15 protein-coding genes are annotated in these 23194 nt (G+C 60.3%); 10 read left to right on the forward strand and 5 right to left on the reverse strand.

The window, feature by feature from the left end:
- Positions 1–171 precede the first annotated feature (171 nt).
- On the forward strand, positions 172–1455 hold the full coding sequence (locus BK667_RS11815; RefSeq protein WP_123597687.1) for an arsenic transporter: 1284 nt from the start codon (positions 172–174) through the stop codon (positions 1453–1455).
- A gap of 130 nt (positions 1456–1585) precedes the next feature.
- Here the strand turns inward: BK667_RS11815 and BK667_RS11820 are convergent, their stop codons facing one another.
- The gene (locus BK667_RS11820; RefSeq protein ID WP_123597688.1) at positions 1586–2536 is read right to left on the reverse strand and encodes a DUF1853 family protein; all 951 of its coding nucleotides are present in this window, start codon (positions 2534–2536) and stop codon (positions 1586–1588) included.
- 96 nt (positions 2537–2632) lie between these two features.
- Here BK667_RS11820 and BK667_RS11825 point away from each other — a divergent pair, with 96 nt between their 5' ends.
- The 8 genes from BK667_RS11825 (at position 2633) to BK667_RS11865 (ending at position 13978) form a co-directional block, all read left to right on the forward strand.
- Entirely contained in the window at positions 2633–3523 is an 891-nt protein-coding gene (locus BK667_RS11825) for an NAD(+) kinase (protein ID WP_010459816.1), read from the forward strand.
- Positions 3520–4494 carry a metallophosphoesterase gene (locus tag BK667_RS11830; protein WP_375538772.1) on the forward strand — a complete coding sequence of 325 codons (975 nt, stop codon included), beginning with the start codon at positions 3520–3522 and terminating at the stop codon, positions 4492–4494. The genes BK667_RS11825 and BK667_RS11830 overlap by 4 nt, the downstream gene beginning before the upstream one ends.
- Positions 4491–5360, forward strand: coding sequence for a rhomboid family intramembrane serine protease (locus BK667_RS11835; RefSeq protein ID WP_123514432.1), 870 nt, complete (start codon positions 4491–4493; stop codon positions 5358–5360). Before BK667_RS11830 ends, BK667_RS11835 begins: the two co-directional genes overlap by 4 nt.
- 33 nt (positions 5361–5393) lie before the next feature.
- A complete protein-coding gene (locus BK667_RS11840) occupies positions 5394–5654 on the forward strand; it encodes a YeaC family protein (RefSeq protein ID WP_054047564.1) in 261 nt (86 codons plus the stop codon).
- Positions 5651–6481, forward strand: coding sequence for a DUF2797 domain-containing protein (locus BK667_RS11845; protein ID WP_123514430.1), 831 nt, complete (start codon positions 5651–5653; stop codon positions 6479–6481). Before BK667_RS11840 ends, BK667_RS11845 begins: the two co-directional genes overlap by 4 nt.
- Positions 6482–6491: 10 nt before the next feature.
- Positions 6492–9149, forward strand: coding sequence for an aminopeptidase N (gene pepN / locus BK667_RS11850; RefSeq protein ID WP_123597689.1), 2658 nt, complete (start codon positions 6492–6494; stop codon positions 9147–9149).
- Between the two features lie 1361 nt (positions 9150–10510).
- A complete protein-coding gene (locus tag BK667_RS11860; RefSeq protein ID WP_123514428.1) occupies positions 10511–11563 on the forward strand; it encodes a WD40/YVTN/BNR-like repeat-containing protein in 1053 nt (350 codons plus the stop codon).
- Positions 11564–11602: 39 nt separating this feature from the next.
- Positions 11603–13978 carry an efflux RND transporter permease subunit gene (locus BK667_RS11865; protein ID WP_123514427.1) on the forward strand — a complete coding sequence of 792 codons (2376 nt, stop codon included), beginning with the start codon at positions 11603–11605 and terminating at the stop codon, positions 13976–13978.
- Positions 13979–14042: 64 nt separating this feature from the next.
- Here BK667_RS11865 and BK667_RS11870 read toward each other — a convergent pair whose 3' ends face one another.
- The 4 genes from BK667_RS11870 to BK667_RS11880 all read right to left on the reverse strand — a co-directional run bounded on the left by BK667_RS11870 (position 14043) and on the right by BK667_RS11880 (position 21598).
- Positions 14043–18281 carry a dermonecrotic toxin domain-containing protein gene (locus BK667_RS11870; protein ID WP_259698008.1) on the reverse strand — a complete coding sequence of 1413 codons (4239 nt, stop codon included), beginning with the start codon at positions 18279–18281 and terminating at the stop codon, positions 14043–14045.
- Positions 18278–18760 (reverse strand): hypothetical protein, encoded by a 483-nt coding sequence (locus tag BK667_RS33530; protein ID WP_259698009.1) that lies wholly within the window; start codon positions 18758–18760, stop codon positions 18278–18280. Before BK667_RS33530 ends, BK667_RS11870 begins: the two co-directional genes overlap by 4 nt.
- Before the next feature lie 199 nt (positions 18761–18959).
- Entirely contained in the window at positions 18960–19688 is a 729-nt protein-coding gene (locus BK667_RS11875) for a FadR/GntR family transcriptional regulator (protein WP_123597691.1), read from the reverse strand.
- A gap of 173 nt (positions 19689–19861) precedes the next feature.
- Complete coding sequence (locus BK667_RS11880) at positions 19862–21598, reverse strand: IlvD/Edd family dehydratase (RefSeq protein ID WP_123597692.1); 1737 nt, start codon at positions 21596–21598, stop codon at positions 19862–19864.
- Between the two features lie 194 nt (positions 21599–21792).
- On the opposite strand from BK667_RS11880, the gene BK667_RS11885 reads away from it, so the two are divergent.
- Positions 21793–23115 carry an MFS transporter gene (locus BK667_RS11885; RefSeq protein ID WP_123597693.1) on the forward strand — a complete coding sequence of 441 codons (1323 nt, stop codon included), beginning with the start codon at positions 21793–21795 and terminating at the stop codon, positions 23113–23115.
- The last annotated feature ends 79 nt before the right edge of the window (positions 23116–23194 follow it).

A 23194-nucleotide genomic window follows, 5' to 3' on the forward strand; every position in this document is an offset into this window, starting at 1 on the left:
GTCAGCCAATATCAATGGTGACTGACACGACGTCTTCGCGAGCAAGCTTCGCTCCTACAGGGGGGATTTTAGTGTGGCGGGGATTTTTGTTTCACTCCACGGAATTATCGCCCCGGCCCTCCACTCTGTTGCATGTCCCCCATCCCGACTATCTGTTCAAGGCTGCTGTGCATGCTCATCGCGTCGTTGATTTTTCTGCTGACCATTACCCTGGTGATCTGGCAACCCAAAGGCCTCGGCGTCGGCTGGAGCGCGGTGTTTGGCGCAGTACTGGCGCTGCTCTTCGGGGTAGTGCACCTGAGCGATATCCCGCTGGTGTGGCAGATTATCTGGAACGCTACCGGCACCTTTGTGGCGCTGATCATCATCAGTCTGCTGCTGGACGAGGCGGGGTTCTTTGCCTGGGCGGCATTGCACGTGGCGCGCTGGGGCAGGGGCAGCGGGCGCAAGCTGTTTGCCTTTATGGTGCTGCTCGGGGCATTGGTGTCGGCGCTGTTTGCCAATGACGGCGCGGCGCTGATCCTCACGCCGATTGTGATTTCGATGCTGCTGGCCCTGCGTTTCTCGCCTGCCGCGACCCTCGCCTTCGTGATGGGCGCCGGGTTTATCGCCGACACGGCGAGCCTGCCGCTGGTGGTGTCGAACCTGGTGAACATCGTCTCCGCCGACTTCTTCCACATCGGCTTCAACCGCTATGCGGCGGTGATGATTCCGGTCAACTTCGTCAGCGTTGCCGCCACGTTGGGCATGTTGATGTGGTTCTTCCGCAGGGACATTCCCAAGGCCTACGACCCCGAACAATTGGAAGACCCGGCCACGGCAATCCACGACAAAGCCACGTTTTATGCCGGTTGGGTGGTGTTGGTGATTCTGCTGGTCGGATGCTTCGCCCTGGAACCACTGGGTATTCCAATCAGTGCGATTTCTGCGGTGTGCGCGGCATTACTGCTGGCCATCGCCGCCCGTGGCCACAAGATTTCCACGCGCAAGGTGATGAAAGAAGCACCGTGGCAGATCGTGATTTTCTCCCTGGGCATGTACCTGGTGGTTTATGGCCTGCGCAACGCCGGGCTCACCGACTACCTGGCCGGTTGGCTGAACGGCTTTGCCGGTTACGGCGTATGGGGCGCGGCGATGGGCACCGGGGTGCTGACGGCGCTGCTGTCGTCGATCATGAACAATTTGCCGACGGTGTTGATCGGCCTGCTGTCGATTGATGCAAGCCAGGCTACGGGCGTGGTCAAGGAAGCGATGATCTACGCCAACGTCATCGGCAGCGATCTGGGGCCGAAAATCACCCCGATTGGCAGTCTGGCGACGTTGTTGTGGTTGCATGTGCTGGAGCGCAAGAACATCAAGATTGGCTGGGGGTATTACTTCAAGGTCGGGATTGTGCTGACGGTGCCGGTGTTGTTGGTGACGTTGGCGGCGTTGGCTTTGCGGTTATCCATTTAGACCGTGGCGGCCCCATCGCGGGCAAGCCTTGCTCCTACAGGGTTTGTGTCGTTCACGTCATTCCCAAACGGCACAAAACCCGTAGGAGCAAGGTTTGCCCGCGATGGCGTCCGCCCATGCGCTACATTTCTTAACCGGTACCCGGCACATTCGGCCAAAGATCCGCCACCAGAAACAACCGCTCAGCCTCTTCCCATTCGCCATTGGCATTCTCGACCAGCCGCACCATCAACTGCGCCGGCGCCAACGGCTCCAACCCACTGATCCACGCATCCAACTGCTCAATGCTCCAGGCCTGTTCCGCCGGATAGTGCGCCGGCGCGAGCCAGGCATGGCGGGGCAGGGGCTGCCAGCGCCCGGACGGCCGCTGCACGACAAAGTCCGCCCAGTCTTTCTGATGCAGCCAGCTACCGCGCAAATGCTGGGGATGTGCGCCATTCGGCGAGGCGGATTGCCCCGGCCACGGATACAACAGGTAACCGCCCAGCCACAAATGCGCACTGAATTCCTGAATATCCAGCGCTGCCAGTACTTCGCGGCTTTCCGGGCGGGCGGAAATCGGTAGTTGATGCTGGCTCAAGTGCGCCAGTTTGCGGTCCAGCCGATCGTGACAGCCCGGCCCCAGCCACATCGCCGTGTCGTGACCATCGCCGTTTTGTGGACCGAGGTAGAGCTTGATCGCCAGCTCCAGGTGATGCACGCCGTCGCGATCACGCAGCAGCATGTCCAGCTCACCCAACGTGTGGCCTTCGCGACGAATCGGCAGGTTGGCGGCGATCAACTCGATGCCCGGCGCATGCTTCACCGCGTATTGCCACAGGCGTTCGTAATACAGGCCCAGGCGCCGGGTCCGCGATTGCGCGAGCCAGTGCAGCAAGTCGTAACTGTCGCGATCCAGTTGCCGCAACCAACGCTCCAGACCTTCCGGCGCCTGCACCCAGTCGCTGCCGGCCAGCGGATGACGCTGCGGCCACGGCGGTTCCCCGAGCATCGGCGGTGCAAGAATGACCCATGCCAGGTCACGCACTTCCGGGTGGCGTAACTGGTGGGGTAACTGGAGCAAGTCCGGGAATAAGATCATTCTGCGAGCATAGCCTCTTAAGTCGCGGCTGAAAGGGTTTTGTCTACGCCGCGCTTTCGCCCATAATCGGGTTTTTCACCGTCGCGCAGGAACCTCATGGAGCAATTTCGTAATATCGGCATCATCGGTCGCCTGGGCAGTTCGCAGGTGCTGGATACCGTCCGCCGACTGAAACGGTTTCTGCTCGATCGTCACCTGCACGTGATCCTCGAAGACACCATCGCCGAGGTCCTGCCGGGCCATGGCCTGCAAACCTCGTCGCGCAAGATGCTCGGCGAAGTGTGTGACATGGTGATTGTGGTCGGCGGTGACGGCAGCCTGCTCGGCGCTGCACGGGCGCTGGCCCGGCACAATATTCCGGTGCTCGGGATCAACCGTGGCAGCCTGGGGTTCCTCACCGATATCCGCCCCGATGAGCTGGAAGTCAAAGTCGCCGAAGTGCTCGACGGCCACTACCTGGTGGAAAACCGCTTCCTGTTGCAGGCCGAAGTCCGACGCCATGCCGAGGCCATTGGCCAGGGCGATGCGCTGAACGACGTGGTGTTGCACCCCGGCAAATCGACGCGGATGATCGAATTCGAGCTGTACATCGACGGCCAGTTCGTCTGCAGCCAGAAGGCCGACGGCCTGATCGTCGCCACACCGACCGGTTCGACCGCGTACGCGCTCTCTGCAGGCGGCCCGATCATGCATCCCAAGCTCGACGCTATTGTGATTGTGCCGATGTACCCCCATACCTTGTCAGGCAGGCCAATTGTGGTCGATGGCAACAGTGAGCTGAAAATCGTCGTGTCCAAGGATATGCAGATCTACCCGCAAGTCTCCTGTGATGGGCAGAACCATTTCACCTGCGCGCCGGGCGACACCATCACCATCAGTAAAAAAGCCCAGAAGTTGCGGCTGATTCACCCCCTCGACCACAACTACTACGAAGTGTGCCGGACCAAGCTCGGCTGGGGCAGTCGGTTGGGTGGTGGAGGCGACTGATGCTCGATCCCGCGCGTAGCTACGACCTGATCGGTGACGTGCACGGTTGCGCTCTGACCCTTGAGCACTTGCTCGACCGACTCGGTTACCACAAACACGCTGGCGTCTGGCGGCATCCGTCGCGCATGGCGGTGTTCGTCGGTGACATCATCGACCGCGGCCCGCGCATTCGCGAGGCGCTGCACATCGTTCACGACATGGTCGAAGCCGGCCAGGCGCTGTGCATCATGGGCAACCATGAATTCAACGCCCTCGGCTGGAGCACCCCGGCGCCGCCCGGCAGCGGCAAGCAATTCGTGCGCGAACACACGCCACGCCATGCGCGCCTGCTGGGGGAAACCCTGACCCAGTTCGAAGATCATCCCGGTGACTGGCACGACTTCCAGCAATGGTTCTACGAATTGCCGTTGTTCGTCGATGCCGGACGTTTCCGCGTGGTGCACGCCTGCTGGGATTCGGGCCTGATCGAACCGTTGCGCGCGCTGTTCCCCGACGGTTGCGTTGATGAACACTTCCTCCAGGCCTCCGCCGTGCCCGGCAGCTTCGCTTGCACGGTGTTCGATCGCCTGCTGCGCGGTACCGACATGCGCCTGCCGGATGGCCAGACCATGACCAGTGGCGACGGCCTGACGCGTTCGTTCTTCCGCACCAAATTCTGGGAAGACGACCCGCAAACTTACGGAGACATTGTGTTCCAGCCCGACGCCTTGCCCGAGCCGGTGGCCCGCACGCCGCTGTCATCCACCGAGAAAAACACCTTGCTGCGCTATGGCATCGATGAGCCTTTGCTGTTCGTCGGCCATTACTGGCGCAGCGGCAAACCGGCGCCGATCCGGCCGAACCTCGCGTGTCTGGATTACAGCGCGGTGTTGTACGGCAAACTGGTGGCCTATCGCCTGGATCAGGAAACCCGTCTCGATCCGCATAAATTTGTCTGGGTCGATGTTGAACGGCCGGAGGCGTTGCAATGAGTACTGTTGCGGTTTTGCGTTTGCCATTGGCCGTGGATTTGAGCGGCTTCGTCAAACTGCTGCAACGCATGCAGGTGCCCCATCGCGTCAGCGAAGAGGCGGGCGAGCAGGTCCTGTGGGTACCGGCCAACATCAGCGAGGATGTGCGTTCGCTGTACGAGCGTTTTCCGGCGGGTGATCCCGATCAACAACTGGACATTCCGGTGGCGCAGACCCCGCGCCGTCCGGGTTTCGTCGAGCAGTTGCGCCACAGCAAGGCGACCGCCGGCATTCTGCTGTTGTGCCTGATTGTCGGCGCCATCACGGTGCTCGGCGAAAACCTCAACACCATGCACTGGTTCACCTTTCTCGATTTCCGCGTGATCGGCGACTACATCGAATTCACGCCCCTGGACGAAGGTCTGGCGGCGGGGCAGTGGTGGCGTCTGGTGACGCCGATGCTGATCCACTTCGGCTTCCTGCACCTGGCCATGAACGGTATGTGGTACTGGGAACTGGGGCGGCGCATCGAGGCGCGCCAGGGCAGCATCAACCTGATTGGCCTGACCTTGCTGTTCAGCCTGGTTTCCAACTACGCCCAGTATTGGTTCAGCGGTGCGACCCTGTTTGGCGGGTTGTCCGGCGTGCTTTACGGCTTGCTCGGGCACTGCTGGATCTTCCAGCTGCTGTCGCCGAACCCGGCCTATCGCCTGCCACGCGGTGTATTGGTGATGATGCTGGTCTGGCTGGTGTTGTGCATGTCCGGGCTGATCTCGATGATCGGTTTCGGCGAAATCGCCAACGCTGCCCATGTCGGCGGGTTACTCATCGGATGCTTCACCGGTTTGTTGGGCGGTTTGTACAACCGCCGTAAACTCGCCGTCTAAAACAGTTATTGAATAAAGAGCGCGGAGACCCTGATGTCCTCTTTTAACGAAATGATCAAAAACATCACCCCCGACATCTACCAGAGCCTGAAACTGGCGGTAGAAATTGGCAAATGGTCCGACGGCGGCAAACTCACCGCCGAACAGCGCGAATTGTCCCTGCAAGCGATGATCGCCTGGGAAATCCAGAACCTGCCCGAAGAACAGCGGACCGGCTACATGGGCCCGCAGGAATGCAGTTCCAAGTCGATCAGTGTGCCAAACATCCTGTTCAAGTCGGATGCCATCCATTGATCGAGATTGGCCGCGGTGCAATCAACAAAATGTCGGCACGCCTGGACGGGTCGAACGTGCAGTACGCTTTTCGTCTGGGCGACACCGAGGTGCCGGTCAATCCGTTGATCGGCAGCACAGTGCGCCTGGAATATTTGGGGGCGATTTTCTGCTCCCATTGCGGACGCAAGACCAAAACCAGTTTCAGCCAGGGTTACTGCTACCCGTGCATGACCAAACTGGCTCAGTGCGACGTCTGCATCATGAGCCCGGAGCGCTGCCACTTCGACGCCGGCACCTGCCGTGAGCCAGAGTGGGGCCAGACGTTCTGCATGACCGATCACATCGTCTATCTGTCCAATTCGTCGGGGGTGAAAGTCGGGATTACCCGCGCCAACCAGATGCCGACCCGCTGGATCGATCAGGGCGCCCGTCAGGCCTTGCCGATCATGCGCGTCTCGACCCGTCAGCAGTCGGGTTTCGTCGAAGATCTGTTTCGCAGCCAAGTGGCTGACAAGACCAATTGGCGTGCTTTACTCAAGGGCGACGCAGTATCGGTGGACCTGGCGGCTGTTCGTGATCAGCTGTTTGATAGCTGTGCCGAAGGTTTGCAAGGTTTGCAGGAACGATTCGGACTACAGGCAATCCAGACTATTGCCGATGTCGACGTCCTCGAGATCCGATATCCGATCGAGCAATACCCGGCCAAAATCGTCAGCTTCAACCTGGACAAGAATCCGATTGCCGAAGGCACGCTGCTGGGGATCAAGGGCCAGTACCTGATCTTCGACACCGGCGTGATCAATATTCGTAAGTACACGGCCTATCAGCTCGCCGTGCATAGTTAAGGACTCCAGTATGCGCACCGAACAACCGAAGATGATCTACCTGAAGGACTATCAGGCGCCTGAGTACCTGATCGACGAGACGCACCTGACCTTCGAGTTGTTCGAGGACCACAGCCTGGTCCATGCGCAACTGGTGATGCGCCGCAATCCTGAACGTGGCCCGGGCCTGCCGCCATTGGTGCTGGATGGTCAGCAACTTGAGCTGCTGTCCGTGAACCTGGCCGACATCGAACTGACCGCTGCCGACTATGTGTTGACCGATGACCACCTGACCCTGCACCCCAAGAGCGAACGCTTTACGGTCGACACCAGCGTGCGCATCCACCCGGAAACCAACACCGCGCTGGAGGGTTTGTACAAATCCAGCGGCATGTTCTGCACCCAGTGCGAAGCCGAAGGCTTCCGCAAGATCACCTATTACCTCGACCGCCCGGACGTGATGAGCAAGTTCACCACCACGGTGGTCGCCGAACAGCACAGCTATCCGGTGCTGCTGTCCAACGGCAACCCGATTGCCTCGGGTCCTGGCGAAGACGGCCGGCACTGGGCAACCTGGGAAGACCCGTTCATGAAACCGGCTTACCTGTTCGCGCTGGTGGCCGGTGATTTGTGGTGTGTCGAAGACACGTTCACCACCATGACCGAGCGTTCCGTGGCGCTGCGCATTTACGTCGAGCCGGAAAACATCGACAAGTGCCAGCACGCCATGAACAGCCTGAAGAAGTCGATGCGCTGGGATGAAGAGGTCTACGGTCGTGAATACGATCTGGACATCTTCATGATCGTTGCCGTCAACGACTTCAACATGGGCGCCATGGAGAACAAAGGCCTCAACATCTTCAACTCCAGCGCCGTGCTGGCACGGGCCGAAACCGCCACCGACGCCGCGCACCAGCGGGTCGAAGCGATCGTCGCCCACGAATACTTCCACAACTGGTCAGGCAACCGCGTGACCTGCCGCGACTGGTTCCAGTTGTCGCTGAAAGAAGGTTTCACCGTATTCCGTGATTCCGGCTTCTCCGCCGACATGAACTCGGCCACCGTAAAACGCATCCAGGATGTGGCTTACCTGCGCACCCACCAGTTCGCCGAAGACGCCGGCCCGATGGCCCACGCCGTACGCCCGGACAGCTTCATCGAAATCTCCAACTTCTACACCCTGACCGTGTACGAAAAGGGTTCGGAAGTGGTCGGCATGATCCACACCTTGCTCGGCGCCGAAGGTTTCCGTAAAGGCAGCGACCTGTACTTCGATCGCCACGATGGCCAGGCCGTAACCTGTGACGACTTCATCAAAGCGATGGAAGATGCCAACGGCGTTGATCTGACCCAGTTCAAACGCTGGTACAGCCAGGCCGGCACACCGCGATTGGCGGTGAGCGAGTCCTACGACGCGGCGGCGAAAACTTACAGCCTGACCTTCCGCCAGAGTTGCCCGGCGACCCCGGACAAGGTTGAAAAACTGCCGTTCGTGATCCCGGTGGAGTTGGGTCTACTGGATTCCAAAGGCGCAGCGATTGCGCTGCGTCTGTCCGGCGAAGCTTCGGCACAAGGCACTTCTCGGGTCATCTCGGTGACTGAAGCCGAACAGACCTTCACTTTCGTTGACATCGCTGAACAGCCGTTGCCTTCGCTGCTGCGCGGCTTCTCGGCGCCGGTGAAGCTGAGCTTCCCGTACAACCGCGATCAACTGATGTTCCTGATGCAGCACGACAGCGATGGCTTTAATCGCTGGGATGCCGGTCAGCAACTGTCGGTGCAAGTGCTGCAAGAACTGATCGCCCAGCAACAGAAAGGTGAAGCGCTGGTGCTGGATCAGCGTTTGATCTCGGCCCTGCGCACCGTACTGTCCGACGAGACGCTGGATCAGGCCATGGTCGCGGAAATGCTGTCGCTGCCGGGTGAGGCGTACCTGACTGAAATCACTGAAGTGGCTGACGTTGACGCCATCCACATCGCCCGAGAATTTGCCCGCAAGCAATTGGCGGAGGGGTTGTTCGAAGCGCTGTGGCTGCGTTATCAGGCCAACCGCGACCTGTCGAAGAAAACCCCGTACGTGGCTGAAGCCGAGCACTTCGCCCGTCGCGCGTTGCAGAACATTGCGCTGTCGTACCTGATGCTCAGCGGCAAGCCGGAAGTCTTGGCGGCGACGCTTGAACAGTTCGAAACCAGCGACAACATGACTGAGCGCCTGACGGCGCTGGCGGTGTTGGTCAATTCGTCGTTCGAAGACGAGAAGGCCACGGCCCTGGCCAGTTTTGCCGAGCACTTCAAGGACAATCCGCTGGTTATGGACCAGTGGTTCAGCGTTCAGGCTGGCAGTACGTTGCCTGGCGGTTTGGCGCGGGTTCGTCAGTTGATGGAACATCCAGCGTTCAACATGAAGAACCCGAACAAGGTGCGGGCACTGGTCGGCGCGTTTGCCGGGCAGAACCTGATCAACTTCCATGCGGCTGATGGTTCCGGGTATCGGTTCCTGGCGGATCTGGTGATTGAGTTGAACGGGTTTAACCCGCAGATTGCCTCGCGCCAACTGGCACCGCTGACTCGCTGGCGCAAATACGACGACGCGCGTCAGGCGTTGATGAAAGGGGAGCTGGAGCGGATTCGCGCTTCGGGTCAACTGTCCAGTGATGTGTTTGAAGTGGTCAGCAAAAGCCTGGCCTGAGTCTAGTGGTCCACTCGGACCTCTGTAGGAGCGAGGCTTGCCCGCGAAGGCGGCCTCACTGCTAACCCGCCTCTCGCGGATGTACATCGATCAACATTGTGGGAGCTGGCTTGCCTGCGAAGGCGGGCTCGTTGGCGACCTATCTCTTGCGGGTGTACATCGATCACATTGTGGGAGCGAGCCTGCTCGCGAAGGCTTTTTCGCGGCTGGTCGAGATTTTTGATCGCGTACATATCCATTGCTGCGGTAACGGCGACTTATGGTTTCGCCCTTACGGCGACTCACTTTTTTTTCAAACGCCAAAAAAAAGTAAGCAAAAAAAGGCTCGCCCCGAGCGTCCGGCCCCTCGCTTAGGCTCGGCGTTCCTTCGTTCCGGTATCCATCTGGGGGCATTGCCCTCCGGTCTGCTTCGCTACGACCTACATGCAATGTGTTCGACTGCGTCGAACGGCGCTGCGCGCCAATCCCCAGATGAACACCTCCACTCAGCCTTCCGAAGGGGCGGGTAGATCAAAAGCCAAAGCAACGGCAACGGCAAGATCAACAGCTTCGCGGGCAAGCCTCGCTCCTACAGGGGGGATTGATCGTTCCTACGCTCTGCGTGTGATCGTTCCCACGCTCCGCGTGGGAATGCCGCCGGGGACGCTCTGCGTCCCGCTGTCGACGCCAGGCTTGAGTCCTGCGCGCTGGTGACGCGGAGCGTCACGGGATGCATTCCCACGCGGAGCGTGGGAACGATCAGTAACTGGCGTACGCGCACAACCCCCGAGCCAGGCCGGCCGGTAGGCCGCCTCGCCGTGCGATGTACGCCCCCTCGAGAGGCCGAGTGGAGGTTCTGCGCAGTGGGCAACCCGGCATGGATGCCGGGTTAGCCGCCCCCGGCCATGGATGGCCGATGGCGGCGGGCCCACGGAGCAGGACCGGAGCGAGGGCATGCCGAGCCTTAGCGAGGCACCGAACGAAAGGGGCAAAAGCGCTTTGGTTACTTTCGCGCTTTTCGAAAGTGACCCGCTGTAAGAGCGGAACCAATATCCGCAGCGCCCGAAGAAACGGATATGTACACCGAACCCCAAAGCCCCAAACCCGCAAACCCGCAAACCCGCAAACCCGCAAACCCGCAAACCCAAATCACCCCACCTGATACCCAACCATTCACCGACACCCCATACCCCCTCCAGTTAACAAAACATAACGTGGCGTCGATTGTCAGACCTTTCCAAAGCCCGATAGGATAAGCCAGCTTCCGAAGGGGCTCTAGATTGCAGGTTTCAGGACTATGCTCCAACCAGCCAATCACCCAGAGCATCCTTACGGCGCCCTGAAAGGTTGAACGACCTAACAATAATAATGGGGGAAGGTCTATGAGTGAGCCTGTCATGGGTGTGGGTATCTGCCGCCCGCCGGCATTACGCAAGTACGCGTTGCTGGCTACAGCGCTCTCGCTGTTGGGCTGTGCCGTGTTGTCGGCACCGGTGCTGGCCGCCGATGCGCCGGCAGCCGACGTGGTGTATTCCGTTGAATCCGCCAAAGCCGCCAAAAGCCTGATGCTCGATGTGGTCCACGCTGGCAAGCGCCTGGTGGCAGTCGGGGATCGTGGGCACATTCTGTATTCCGATGACCAGGGCGCGACCTGGACCCAGGCCAAGGTGCCGACCCGGCAACTGCTCACCGCCGTATTCTTTGTCGATGACAAACACGGCTGGGCCGTCGGGCATGACGCGCAAATCCTCGCCAGCGAAGACGGCGGCGTCACCTGGACCAAGCAATTCGAAGACCTCAAACGCGAATCGCCGCTGCTCGACGTCTGGTTCAAGGACGTCAACAGCGGCTTTGCCGTGGGCGCGTATGGCGCGTTGATGGAAACCACCGACGGCGGTAAGCACTGGGAAGACGCCAGCGACCGCCTCGACAACGAAGACCAGTTCCACCTCAACGCCATCGCGGCGGTCAAGGATGCCGGCCTGTTCATCGTCGGCGAGCAGGGCAGCATGTTCCGCTCTGCCGATTGGGGCCAGACCTGGGAAAAACTCGAAGGTCCGTACGAAGGTTCGCTGTTCGGCGTGATCGGCACGGCTCAGCCCAACACCCTGCTGGCCTACGGCTTGCGCGGCAATCTCTACCGCTCCACGGATTTCGGCAGCACCTGGGAGCAAGTTCAGCTCCAGGCCGCACGCGGCACCCTGGAGTTCGGCCTGTCCGGCGCCACGTTGCTCGATGACGGCTCTATTGTGATCGTCGGCAACGGCGGCTCGGTGATCAGCAGCAGCGACAACGGCGAAAACTTCACCGTGTTCAACCGCCCGGACCGGATTTCCGTGTCGGCGGTCACCGCAGCAGGTAACGGCAATCTGATTCTGGCAGGACAGGGCGGCGTTCGCGCCACTTCGCCAACCGGCGCCGAGCTCAGCAAATAAGCCGGGCCACATAATAAGAAGGGCGGAGACATGACATCCATGACAAGTCATCACCAAGACAAGGCGACGTTTCTTGAACGCCTGATTTTCAACAACCGCCCGGCAGTGATCGTCATCTGCCTGCTGGTGAGTATCTTCCTGTTCTGGCAGGCGACGCTGATCCGGCCGTCCACCAGTTTCGAAAAAATGATCCCGCTGGAACATCCGTTCATTCAAAAGATGATGGAGCACCGCAACGATCTGGCGAACCTGGGCAACACCGTACGGATTTCCGTGGAAGCCACCGACGGCGATATCTTCTCCAAGGAGTACATGGAGACCCTGCGTCAAATCAACGACGAGGTGTTCTACATCTCTGGCGTTGACCGTTCCGGCCTCAAGTCGTTGTGGAGTCCGAGCGTGCGCTGGACTGAGGTGACGGAGGAGGGCTTTGCCGGTGGTGAAGTGATCCCGCAGAGCTATAACGGCTCCCAGCAAAGCCTCGACCTGCTGCGCAACAACGTACTCAAGTCCGGCCAGGTCGGGCGTCTGGTGTCCAACGACTTCAAGTCGAGCATCGTCGACATTCCGTTGCTGGAGTCCTACCCGGACCCGCAGGATCAAGGCAAGTTGCTGGCCCTGGACTACCGCAAGTTCTCCCACGAGCTGGAAGACAAGATCCGCGACAAGTTTGAAAAACAGAACCCCAACGTGCAGATCCACATCGTCGGTTTCGCCAAGAAAGTCGGCGACCTGATCGATGGCTTGGTGATGGTGGTGATGTTCTTCGGCATCGCCTTCGTCATCACCCTGATCCTGCTGTACTGGTTCACCAACTGCATGCGCAGCACCGTGGCGGTGTTGAGTACGACGCTGGTGGCGGTGGTCTGGCAGTTGGGTTTGATGCACTTCTTCGGCTTCGGGCTTGATCCGTATTCGATGCTGGTGCCGTTCCTGATCTTCGCCATCGGTATTTCCCACGGCGTGCAGAAGATCAACGGCATCGCTTTGCAATCCAGTGAAGCCGACAATGCCCTGACCGCCGCCCGGCGAACCTTCCGCCAATTGTTCCTGCCGGGAATGATCGCGATTCTGGCGGATGCGGTGGGCTTCATCACGCTGCTGATCATCGACATCGGCGTGATTCGTGAACTGGCCATCGGTGCGTCCATCGGCGTGGCGGTGATCGTGTTCACCAACCTGATCCTGCTGCCGGTGGCGATTTCCTACGTCGGCATCAGCAAACGCGCGGTCGAACGCAGCAAGAAAGACGCGCACCGCGAGCACCCGTTCTGGCGCCTGCTGTCGAACTTCGCCAGCCCCAAAGTCGCACCGATTTCGATTGTCCTGGCCCTGATCGCCTTCGGCGGCGGCCTCTGGTACAGCCAGAACCTGAAGATCGGCGACCTTGATCAGGGCGCGCCGGAATTGCGTCCGGACTCGCGCTACAACAAGGACAACAACTTCATCATCAGCAACTATTCCACCAGTTCCGACGTGTTGGTGGTGATGGTCAAGACCAAGGCCGAAGGCTGCTCGCGCTATGAGGCCATGGCGCCGATCGATGAGCTGATGTGGAAGATGCAGAACACCGAGGGCGTGCAGTCGGCGATCTCGTTGGTGACCGTGTCCAAGCAGATGATCAAGGGCATGAACGAGGGCAACCTGAAATGGGAAACCCTGTCGCGCAACCCGGACGTGCTGAACAACTCCATCGCCCGGGCTGATGGCCTGTACAACAACAGCTGTTCCCTGGCGCCGGTGCTGGTGTTCCTCAACGATCACAAGGCTGCAACGCTGGACCGTGCGGTGCATGCGGTGCAGGACTTCGCCAAGGAAAACAACAAGGACGGCCTGGAATTCATCCTCGCCGCCGGTAACGCCGGGATCGAAGCGGCGACCAACGAAGTGATCAAGGAATCGGAGCTGACGATCCTGATCCTGGTGTACATCTGCGTCGCGACCATGTGCATGATCACCTTCCGTTCCTGGGCGGCGACCCTGTGCATCGTGCTGCCACTGGTGCTGACCTCCGTACTCGGCAACGCCTTGATGGCCTTCATGGGCATCGGCGTGAAAGTCGCGACCTTGCCAGTGGTGGCACTGGGCGTGGGGATTGGCGTGGACTACGGCATCTACATCTACAGCCGTTTGGAAAGCTTCCTGCGTGCCGGTTTGCCGCTGCAAGAGGCGTACTACCAGACGCTGAAGTCCACCGGTAAAGCCGTGCTGTTCACCGGTCTGTGCCTGGCCATCGGCGTGTGCACCTGGATCTTCTCGGCGATCAAGTTTCAGGCCGACATGGGCCTGATGCTGACCTTCATGCTGCTGTGGAACATGTTCGGCGCACTGTGGCTGCTGCCAGCGCTGGCACGGTTCCTGATCAAACCGGAGAAACTGGCGGGGCAGAAGGGCAATTCGTTGTTCGCTCACTAAAACCCGGCAGATACACAGAAGCCGCAACCTCAGGTTGCGGCTTTTTTATGGGCGTCCGACAGGCTTAACGCGGTTCCAGTGGCAGGAAATACTGGTTGGCCAGGGTCGGGTTAATGGCGCCGTGGTAGATCTGGATTTTTTGTGCCGGGTTCGTCGCCTTGGCCAGGGCCGACTCGTAGGTTTCGAAGCGTTGCGCCTCGGTTTTCAAATGCGCCGTGGTGAACGTGGCCTTGTCATCCGTCAGCGCGGCGTAGTGAAAATGTGCGTACCACAGCGCCTGATCGTTGCGGTTGAACAAGGCATATTCCTGCATGAAGTTCTTGCGCCCGGTTTTCAGCTGGAGCCGACGGCCGATGGGCCTGACGTAGAGTTCCTGGTGTTGCAGGAGGAACTGCACACCATCGCTGGTCGGTGCCTGCGCGAGGGTCAGGCGGATGCGCGATTGTGTGGCCTGGTCCTCCAGGCTCTGGGCCTTATTGCGCAATTCGGCAATCAGTGCGGCATCCTTTTCACTGGCCGGCGAAGCGTCCTCGTGTTTGTCCAGACTGTCGGCATAGCGGCTGAGCGTTTGTGCCTCGCGTTGCAATTGTTCTTCGATTTCCCTGGGTGAACTCCCGCCCTGTGCGTAACCCTCGATCTTGCGTACCTGATCATCGACTTTTGCCAGCGCCTTGCGCGCATCACCCTTGAGTTGTGGCAGTGGAGTCGAGGCGGGCCTTGAGGCTGATGGCTGGGTGTCGACGATCTCGACCCAGACATTGGGCTCGTGTTCATGGAAGGACACCAGAGGCTTGTCGTCCATGGGGCCTTTGATGTCGATGATGTCTGCGCCCTGATCGGGAACACGCGGACGCAGATCACCGATCAATGCACCCTTGGGCGTTTTGATGACTCGCTTTTTGCCGGTGGGCGTGACGGGTACCTTGGGTTTTTTCTTGCTCGCCTCTTTGGACGTTCCGGGGGCTTGGGACGAGGCTTCATCGGCTGGCGGTTCCTGTTCCGAGGCGAGTCGCTCGATTTCCTCGACCAGGCGCTGCTCGGCGTCGACACGCAATTCGTCAATGAGTACCCGCAGGCGGTTGAACGCCGGCATCTGTAGCTCATCGGCATTGAAGATAGAGATACCGCCGAGCGCGCTCTGGGCGTTTTTATAGCGCTCGACCAGGTTGTCCAGCACGGCGATACGATCACCGCGCTCGTAGACGTGAGTCGTCTGCAACTCGGCATGGGATCGCGCCAGGATCTGCAATGGATTAATGACGGACTCCATGGCCGGGCTGACGTCGCTGGCTATGACCTTGACGCTCAGGATGCGCAGAATCACCAGGTGATAGACCTTGACCCGCAGCCCCGTCAGTTCGTTTTCCGGCCGGTCCTTGTTCAGCGCCTCCAGGGTTTTTGCGCCCAGAAGGGGGATTTGCCTGAGTTCTTCTACACGCCTCTCGATCTCCTCGAACGAGCTGATCATGGTTTCATTGATTTCACGGTTTTTCTCCATGAACTCAAAGTAACGGGTCACGACCACGTCGCCTTCAGCTTTCAGTAACTCATGGATTTTGTCCGGGCCGCTGCTGTAGTCGCTGTAGTCCGTATTCGCGGTGTCACGCTCCATGTCCGCGATGACGACCCGTTTGCGGGCATTCCTGATGATGTTCCCCAGTAATCCGCTGATCAATGTCAGGTCCAGAGGCAGGTCGGTCAGTGCGCTTTTTTCCCGGGTTCCGGCAATCAACGCACTGTAGCTTTGCGTCTGCTTATCCAGTTCTGCTACGTAGCGCTGCCGGAACGCGGTACGTTCAGCCGAGGAACTGGCCGGGCTGCTTTCTTTGATTATTCTGAGGTTGTCGGCGATGTCGACACGCTTTTGCACGTGCTCCTGCTGCGCGAAGAACTCAATGGATTGCAGCTTCAGTTCTTCGATGCGCTGGCGTCTTTTTTCCTTTTCGGCAGCGATTCGACTTTTGCGGCCACCGCCGACCAGTTTCAGCCCCTGGTCCAGGGACCAGCGGCCGCGGCCATCGGTTTTAAGCTTGATGCCGGGGTGGTCCGGGTGTTCAGGATGGACCAGGAAGACTTCGCCGAAGCCCGGCACGATCTGCACTCGAAATAGCAGGCCGGCAATGGTGGCGTGCCAGGTGTCGTTGATGCGATAGAGGCCTTTGAAGGGGCCGATGGCCAAGGGTTCCGGCAGTGTCGCGGGCCAGGCCACCCGTACGGCGCGCAGCTGTTCGAACAAGCGGGCGGATGCTGAATCTCGGGCGGTCGACAGGTTGAAGTCAAGCAAGGTGTGGCCACTGCCCGGTGGCTCGGACGGAAATCCGGGTGCGGCTTCGGTCACCGGGATCTCTCCCGGGACATGGGCCTGGGACAGGGCGCGGCGCAGTGGCGCAAGGGTGAGCTGGGGTTCGTTGGGCGCGTTCGGTGCACGTTGACTGTCGAGCCGGTTTTGCCCCACATGCAACAGCACCAGGCCCAGGTTCAGCAGCACATCGACCCAAGCCTGTTCCCGGGCGGTGACGTCGTCGCTGTCCAGGGCGGGCAGATCCTGGATCAGGCTGTGGGTGAGTTGCAGCATCCAGCCCACCAGCATGGCCGGGCCGCGCAACATCGGCAGCACCAGGTTGTTGAACACCAACCAACCACCCTCGAGGATGACCGCCCAGCGGCTTTCGGCGTTGGAGATCGACTGTCGGTCCGCCAGTTCCACCAGTGCCCGGGCGTTGCTGTCGAACAGTTGCTGCAGGAGCCGGCCCTGTTTCAGCGCCACGAGCCACTCACCGGTGGCGTCGTCGCCGGACAGGGTCGCGGGCGCTGGTTTGGTCGGGGGGCTGAACTCATCGCCCAGGTGCATGTGCACAATGTGCGGTTCGTTGAAACCGTTATTGGCGTAGATCGGGCGGGCGCGGTCCGGCAGCCAGGTCAGCACGCTGGTTTGCAGGGCCCCGGGTTGGGCGATGGCGTTAAACAGCGCTGCGCGGTCGGCGAATTGCTGCAACGCTGGCGTGTATTGCGGTCGGTAAAGAATGCGCGGGCCTGCGGCGTTCAGGTCCAGAGGCTCGATGATGAACAGGTTGCTCGCAACATCGCCGTCAGCGCCCGTTTTTCTTTGAAACGCCAATGGCCGCAGGACAATTGCCTGCTGATCGACACATCGTTCAGCCTGGGTGCGCTGCACCACGGCATCGACGTAGCGATAGCCCTGGCGGGTGAAGCCATGCTCAGCCTTGATCGATTGTTCCAGTGCCAACAATGGCAGGCGCACCGACAGTTCCAGGCCAAACAGGCGACCACGCTCGCGGGCCTGGTCGGTATCGGCCAGCAACTCGCGGCGAATCAGCTCGGGATAGTGTCGGCCAACGTCAACCCGGTGAACCAGGTCCAGCAGATAGGCCTCGGTGGTCCAGTCCTGGATCAATTGCCCGCCGGTATGACGGACCGTCATCCGGCCTTTGGGGCGACCGGCGAGGTTCTTGATGGCCAGTTCCGTCAAGGTCATTTTCACTGGTTCGAGGTATCCGCTGCCCAGGTCGCCGACGGGCACATGGAAGGTCAGCTCCAAATCATCGGCGTTGTAACCGGGGGCCAGTGGCTGATCGGCCAGCATCTGTTGGTGCAGGGCTTTTTTGGCGAAAGTATGCAGATCATCAAGGCCGGTCTGGAAGGTGCGACCACCGGTGCGTTGCTTGATGCCCGCGAGCGTCAGCACGTGCTTGCGGTACGCCATGCGATCAATCGCGTCGGCGGTTTGCAGCCATTCGGGCATCGTTGTCTGGATGCGTTGAACGTGCGTGTGCACCCCGGCGGCTTGAGCACCGACGAACAGCGCCGCGACATCGGTGATCGACTGGAAGCGTTGCTCCAGCACGTCAAGGCGCTGGTCGGCGGGCAGTTTCAGCGCGGCCAGGTCTTCCAGTTGCTGGTTCAACAGCAGGGCGGCCTGGGTGTCGAAGATATTGCCGTCAGGTTCGTAGCGTTTCCAGGAAATGGTGTCGGCCATGAAGACCTGTTCGAACCGCTCGCCCCAGGCCTGTCCGAACGCCTCCAGGGACGGGAACCACTCGATGCTGCCGGTCACGCTGCACAACAACACCGTTTCACCACAGATCAGCAGAATGTCCGGACTTTGCAGATTGACCGATAGCTCTCCGATGTTCAGGGTTGTTTGAAGCGTGCAGGCCTGGATCAGGCCTTTTGTCCAAGGTGCCTCAAGGCGCTGCTGTTTATCGGGGTGTTGGCACAGCTCAGTGAGAATCTCGGCGTGCAGCGGATTGATGGCCGCTTGGCGTACTGCCGAGGTTTTCAACACGCCGCCCAGCAAGTCGCCCAGCCATTGCCAGCGACTGTCGCCGAGTAATCACTTAGCACTTCCTGGAAAGCGACAAACACAATGGCCGGCAGCTCACGGATGATGTCGGCGATGAGCTGCATGTCCGGTTCATGTTGGCCGGTGCTATCCAGGGTCAGGTGGGTGGGGGGATTGTTGGTGAGGAAACAGGCACGGCCAAATTGTTCGTTGAGCGCCGGCGGTTTACCGCTGGCCAAATAATTGAGCGCCACGTCCAGTAATAACGTGAGACGCCAGCCACCGTCAGGCAGCGGTTGGGCGACTTGAGTGCGGTACGGGTCAAAATCCAGCGGCGGGTATTTTTCCAGCAACTCGTCCTTGAGCAGGCTGGCGGTGACCGAACGCAGGGTCGGGCGGGTGCTGAAGCGGGCACTGATGGAGTGCGCAATGATGTCGGCGTACCCGGCCGGGGCGGTCGACGATGAAGCGGTTGGCATGTTGCAGTCCTTTGCATGGTTGATGCGTGGACCATAACGCCTGGATAAATGAGGTGTGCGGTATATAGATACCGCACATTTTTTGATTCACACCGAACCCACTGTGGGAGCGGGCTTGCTCGCGAAGGCGGCCTGACATCCAGCATCGATGTTGACTGACCCTCCGCTTTCGCGAGCAGGCTCGCTCCCACATTGGGGGTTAGTGGTTGTTCGTGGGATCGCTGCCCAGTACCACATTCAGCGCACTGCGCGCATCGTCGAGCTGCACGAGGGTCGCATGCCGCGCACCCAGCGCATCGCGATTTTCGATGGCGGTGAGAATCGCTTTGTGCCGTGGCAGCGCCAGTTCATGCAGGTTCGGTCGCTGGTTGGAATGCTTCAGCGCCTCGGCAATCGCCACCGAGAGCATGTTGCACAGGTTGGCCAGCAAGTCGTTGTGGGTCGCGTCGGCGATGCGGCTGTGGAAGTCCAAGTCAGGTTGCAACAGGGCTTCCGGCGTCGGTGCGGCTTCCATCCGTTGGTAGGCTTCGCCGATGGAGGCGATGTCCGCGTCGGTGGCGTACTGCGCGGCGAGGGCGGCGGCGGCCGGTTCGATGATGCTGCGCACGCTGGTCAACAGGCCGAAGAATTCATTCTGCGGGCTGCTTTGCATCAACCAGTGCAGCACGTCCGGGTCGAGCATGTGCCATTGCTTGCGCGCCTTGACCACCGTGCCGACTCGCGGACGGGAATACACCAGGCCCTTGGCGACCAGTACGCGAGTGGCTTCGCGCAACACCGGACGGCTTACCGCGTACTCTTCGCACAACAGGGCTTCGGCGGGCAGTTTGTCGTCGGGCTTGAAGCGTCCGGAGACGATCTGCATGCCCAGTTCCTGGACGATGCGCGAGTGCATGCTTTTGCGGTCGGAGGGTTTGCGGTAATCCATGGGGAACGGCGCGATCCTGGGCGGGTGGGGTGGGGCGCATGATAGCAGGCGTGCAGTGATCGTTCCCACGCTCTGCGTGGGAATGCCTCTAGGGACGCTCCGCGTTCCAATGGGACGCGGAGCGTCCCGGGCTGCATTCCCACGCAGAGCGTGGGAACGATCGGGCGAAGGGGTCAGTGGGAGTGGCGCGGGACTTCGGAGCCGCGGCATCCGACCAGGAAGTCGAAATCGCAGCCCTGATCCGCTTGCAGCACATGATCAATGTAGAGCTGACGATAGCCGCCCACGATCAACTTCTCTGGTGGCCGCAGATCCGCCATTCGCGCCGCCAGTTCAGCGTCCGGAATGTCCAGGTGCAGACGCCCGCTGGCGCAATCCAGCTCAATAAAGTCACCTTCCTGCACCACCGCCAAAGGTCCACCGGCCGCAGCTTCCGGCGCCACGTGCAAAACCACCGTGCCATACGCCGTGCCGCTCATGCGCGCATCGGAAATCCGCACCATATCCGTCACGCCCTGGGCCAGCAGCTTGGCCGGCAAACCCATGTTGCCGACTTCAGCCATGCCCGGATAACCCTTAGGCCCGCAGTTTTTCATCACCAGGATCGAGTTGGCATCCACGTCCAGTTCCGGGTCGTTGATCCGTGCCTTGTACATGTCGAAGTTCTCGAACACCACGGCCCGCCCGCGATGTTGCATCAACTCGGCACTGGCGGCGGAGGGTTTCAACACCGCACCCAGTGGCGCGAGGTTGCCACGTAGCACGCAGATGCCGCCGTCAGCGCGGATCGGGTTGTCGAGGGTGCGGATCACTTCGTCCTGGCCGTAGATCGGCGCGTCCTTGGTGTTTTCGCCAAGGGTCTTGCCGTTGACGGTCAAGGCGTTCGGATGCGGAATCAGATTGGCTTCGCCGAGGCGACGCAGCACCGCCGGCAAACCCCCGGCGTAGTAGAACTCTTCCATCAGGAAGCGCCCGGACGGTTGCAGATCGACGATGGTCGGCATGCCGCGACCGATGCGGGTCCAGTCGTCGAGCTCCAGTTCAACGCCGATGCGCCCGGCGATGGCTTTCAAGTGAATCACCGCGTTGGTCGAACCACCGATGGCGGCGTTGACCCGAATCGCATTTTCGAAGGCTTCTTTAGTGAGGATTTTCGACAGCCGCAGATCTTCGCGAACCATCTCCACCGCACGCATGCCGGACATGTGCGCCAACACATAACGTCGTGCATCCACCGCCGGAATCGCCGCGTTGTGGGGCAGGGAAGTGCCCAGTGCTTCTGCCATGCAAGCCATGGTCGAGGCGGTGCCCATGGTGTTGCAGGTGCCGGCCGAGCGGGACATGCCGCCCTCGGCCGCGAGGAAATCGTCGAGGGTGATCGTGCCTGCTTTCACTTGCTCGCTGAGCTGCCACACCACCGTGCCCGAACCGATGTCCTGGCCCTTGTGCTTGCCGTTGAGCATCGGTCCGCCGGTGACAACGATCGCCGGCACGTCGCAACTGGCGGCGCCCATCAACAGCGCCGGGGTGGTTTTGTCACAACCGGTCAGCAGCACCACGCCATCAATCGGGTTGCCGCGAATGGCTTCTTCAACGTCCATGCTCGTCAGGTTGCGGGTGAACATGGCGGTGGGGCGCAGGTTCGATTCGCCGTTGGAGAACACCGGGAATTCCACCGGCCAGCCGCCAGCCTCGATCACCCCGCGTTTGACGTGCTCGGCAATCTGGCGGAAATGCGCGTTGCACGGGGTCAGTTCCGACCAGGTGTTGCAGATACCGATGATCGGTTTGCCGTGGAACTGATGGTCGGCGATGCCCTGATTCTTCATCCAGCTGCGGTACATGAAGCCGTTTTTGTCGGCAGTGCCAAACCATTGGGCGGAGCGCAGGGTGGGTTTCTTATCAGACATGATCGATTCTCTTATTGTATGACTATATTGTTGCATCTGACGGATAACATAAGCGCAAAACTGACGCTTTGGAAGCGTTGTTGCTTAATTAGTAATACTATATAGTCGGTTTCAACGGAGGGATTGGCCCTGGCGGTTTTCCGCGAGAGGCGTCCCCCGAGGTTCTATAACAACAACAATCGGAGACCGATCTCATGAGCCAGGAACTGCGGCTTATTCGCCGCATCACGTTGAAACTGATTCCCTTCCTGATCCTTCTGTACCTGATCGCCTATGTGGATCGCTCCGCCGTCGGCTTCGCCAAGCTGCACATGGGCGCCGACATCGGTATCGGCGACGCGGCTTACGGCCTCGGTGCCGGACTGTTTTTCATTGGCTACTTCCTGCTGGAAATCCCCAGCAACCTGATGCTCGAACGCTTCGGCGCCCGGCGCTGGTTTGCGCGGATCATGGTCACCTGGGGCGCGATCACTATCGGCATGGCGTTCGTCCAGGGGCCGCACAGCTTCTATGTCATGCGCTTCCTGCTCGGCGCCGCTGAAGCCGGGTTCTTTCCGGGCGTTCTGTACTACATCACCCAATGGTTCCCGGTGCGCCATCGCGGCAAGATCCTCGGGCTGTTCATCCTTTCCCAACCCATCGCGATGATGATCACCGGCCCCGTGTCCGGCGGCTTGCTCGGCATGGACGGCACCCTCGGTTTGCACGGCTGGCAGTGGTTGTTCATCGTCATCGGTACCCCGGCGATCCTGCTGACATGGCCGGTGCTGCGTTGGCTGCCGGATGGTCCGCAACAGGTGAAATGGATGGATCAGGCCGAGAAGGACTGGCTCACCGGTGAGCTGAAAAAAGACCTCGCCGAGTACGGCCAGACTCGCCATGGCAATCCGCTGCATGCGTTAAAAGACAAGCGGGTTCTGCTGCTGGCGCTGTTCTATCTGCCGGTGACGTTGAGCATCTATGGTTTGGGACTGTGGTTACCGACCTTGATCAAACAGTTCGGCGGCACGGATCTTGTCACCGGTTTTGTGTCATCGGTGCCCTATATCTTCGGGATCATCGGTTTGCTGATCGTGCCGCGCAGCTCCGACCGCTTGAATGATCGCTACGGCCATTTGGCGGTGCTTTATGTGCTGGGCGCCATCGGCCTGTTCCTCAGTGCCTGGCTGACCCTGCCGGTGGCGCAACTGGCGGCGCTGTGCCTGGTGGCGTTCGCGCTGTTTTCCTGCACGGCGGTGTTCTGGACCTTGCCGGGGCGTTTTTTCGCCGGCGCCAGTGCGGCGGCGGGGATTGCCCTGATTAATTCGGTGGGCAACCTTGGTGGCTACATCGGTCCGTTTGTGATTGGCGCGTTGAAGGAATACACCGGCAACCTGGCGTCGGGGTTGTACTTCCTGTCCGGGGTGATGGTGTTTGGATTGGTGCTGACGGGTGTGGTTTATCGGTTGTTGGAGCGCAAGCACGTATTGCCGGCGGATCAGTTTGCGGCGAGTGCCCGAGGTGCGACCCGTACCTGAGGCATCACCCAAATCCCCTGTGGGAGCGAGCCTGCTCGCGAAAGCGGAGTGTCAGCCGCCAGAGATGTTGGCTGTGAAG

The organism is Pseudomonas frederiksbergensis, from assembly GCF_003732705.1.
Lineage (GTDB): Bacteria > Pseudomonadota > Gammaproteobacteria > Pseudomonadales > Pseudomonadaceae > Aquipseudomonas > Aquipseudomonas frederiksbergensis_F.

What these genes read in the sequence shown, in the direction of transcription:
- BK667_RS11815 (WP_123597687.1), top strand. Translation starts at nt 172, where the DNA reads ATGCTCATCGCGTCGTTGATTTTTCTGCTGACCATTACCCTGGTGATC.
- BK667_RS11820 (WP_123597688.1), bottom strand. Translation starts at nt 2,536, where the DNA reads ATGATCTTATTCCCGGACTTGCTCCAGTTACCCCACCAGTTACGCCAC.
- BK667_RS11825 (WP_010459816.1), top strand. Translation starts at nt 2,633, where the DNA reads ATGGAGCAATTTCGTAATATCGGCATCATCGGTCGCCTGGGCAGTTCG.
- BK667_RS11835 (WP_123514432.1), top strand. Translation starts at nt 4,491, where the DNA reads ATGAGTACTGTTGCGGTTTTGCGTTTGCCATTGGCCGTGGATTTGAGC.
- BK667_RS11840 (WP_054047564.1), top strand. Translation starts at nt 5,394, where the DNA reads ATGTCCTCTTTTAACGAAATGATCAAAAACATCACCCCCGACATCTAC.
- pepN (WP_123597689.1), top strand. Translation starts at nt 6,492, where the DNA reads ATGCGCACCGAACAACCGAAGATGATCTACCTGAAGGACTATCAGGCG.
- BK667_RS11860 (WP_123514428.1), top strand. Translation starts at nt 10,511, where the DNA reads ATGAGTGAGCCTGTCATGGGTGTGGGTATCTGCCGCCCGCCGGCATTA.
- BK667_RS11865 (WP_123514427.1), top strand. Translation starts at nt 11,603, where the DNA reads ATGACAAGTCATCACCAAGACAAGGCGACGTTTCTTGAACGCCTGATT.
- BK667_RS33530 (WP_259698009.1), bottom strand. Translation starts at nt 18,760, where the DNA reads ATGCCAACCGCTTCATCGTCGACCGCCCCGGCCGGGTACGCCGACATC.
- BK667_RS11875 (WP_123597691.1), bottom strand. Translation starts at nt 19,688, where the DNA reads ATGGATTACCGCAAACCCTCCGACCGCAAAAGCATGCACTCGCGCATC.
- BK667_RS11880 (WP_123597692.1), bottom strand. Translation starts at nt 21,598, where the DNA reads ATGTCTGATAAGAAACCCACCCTGCGCTCCGCCCAATGGTTTGGCACT.
- BK667_RS11885 (WP_123597693.1), top strand. Translation starts at nt 21,793, where the DNA reads ATGAGCCAGGAACTGCGGCTTATTCGCCGCATCACGTTGAAACTGATT.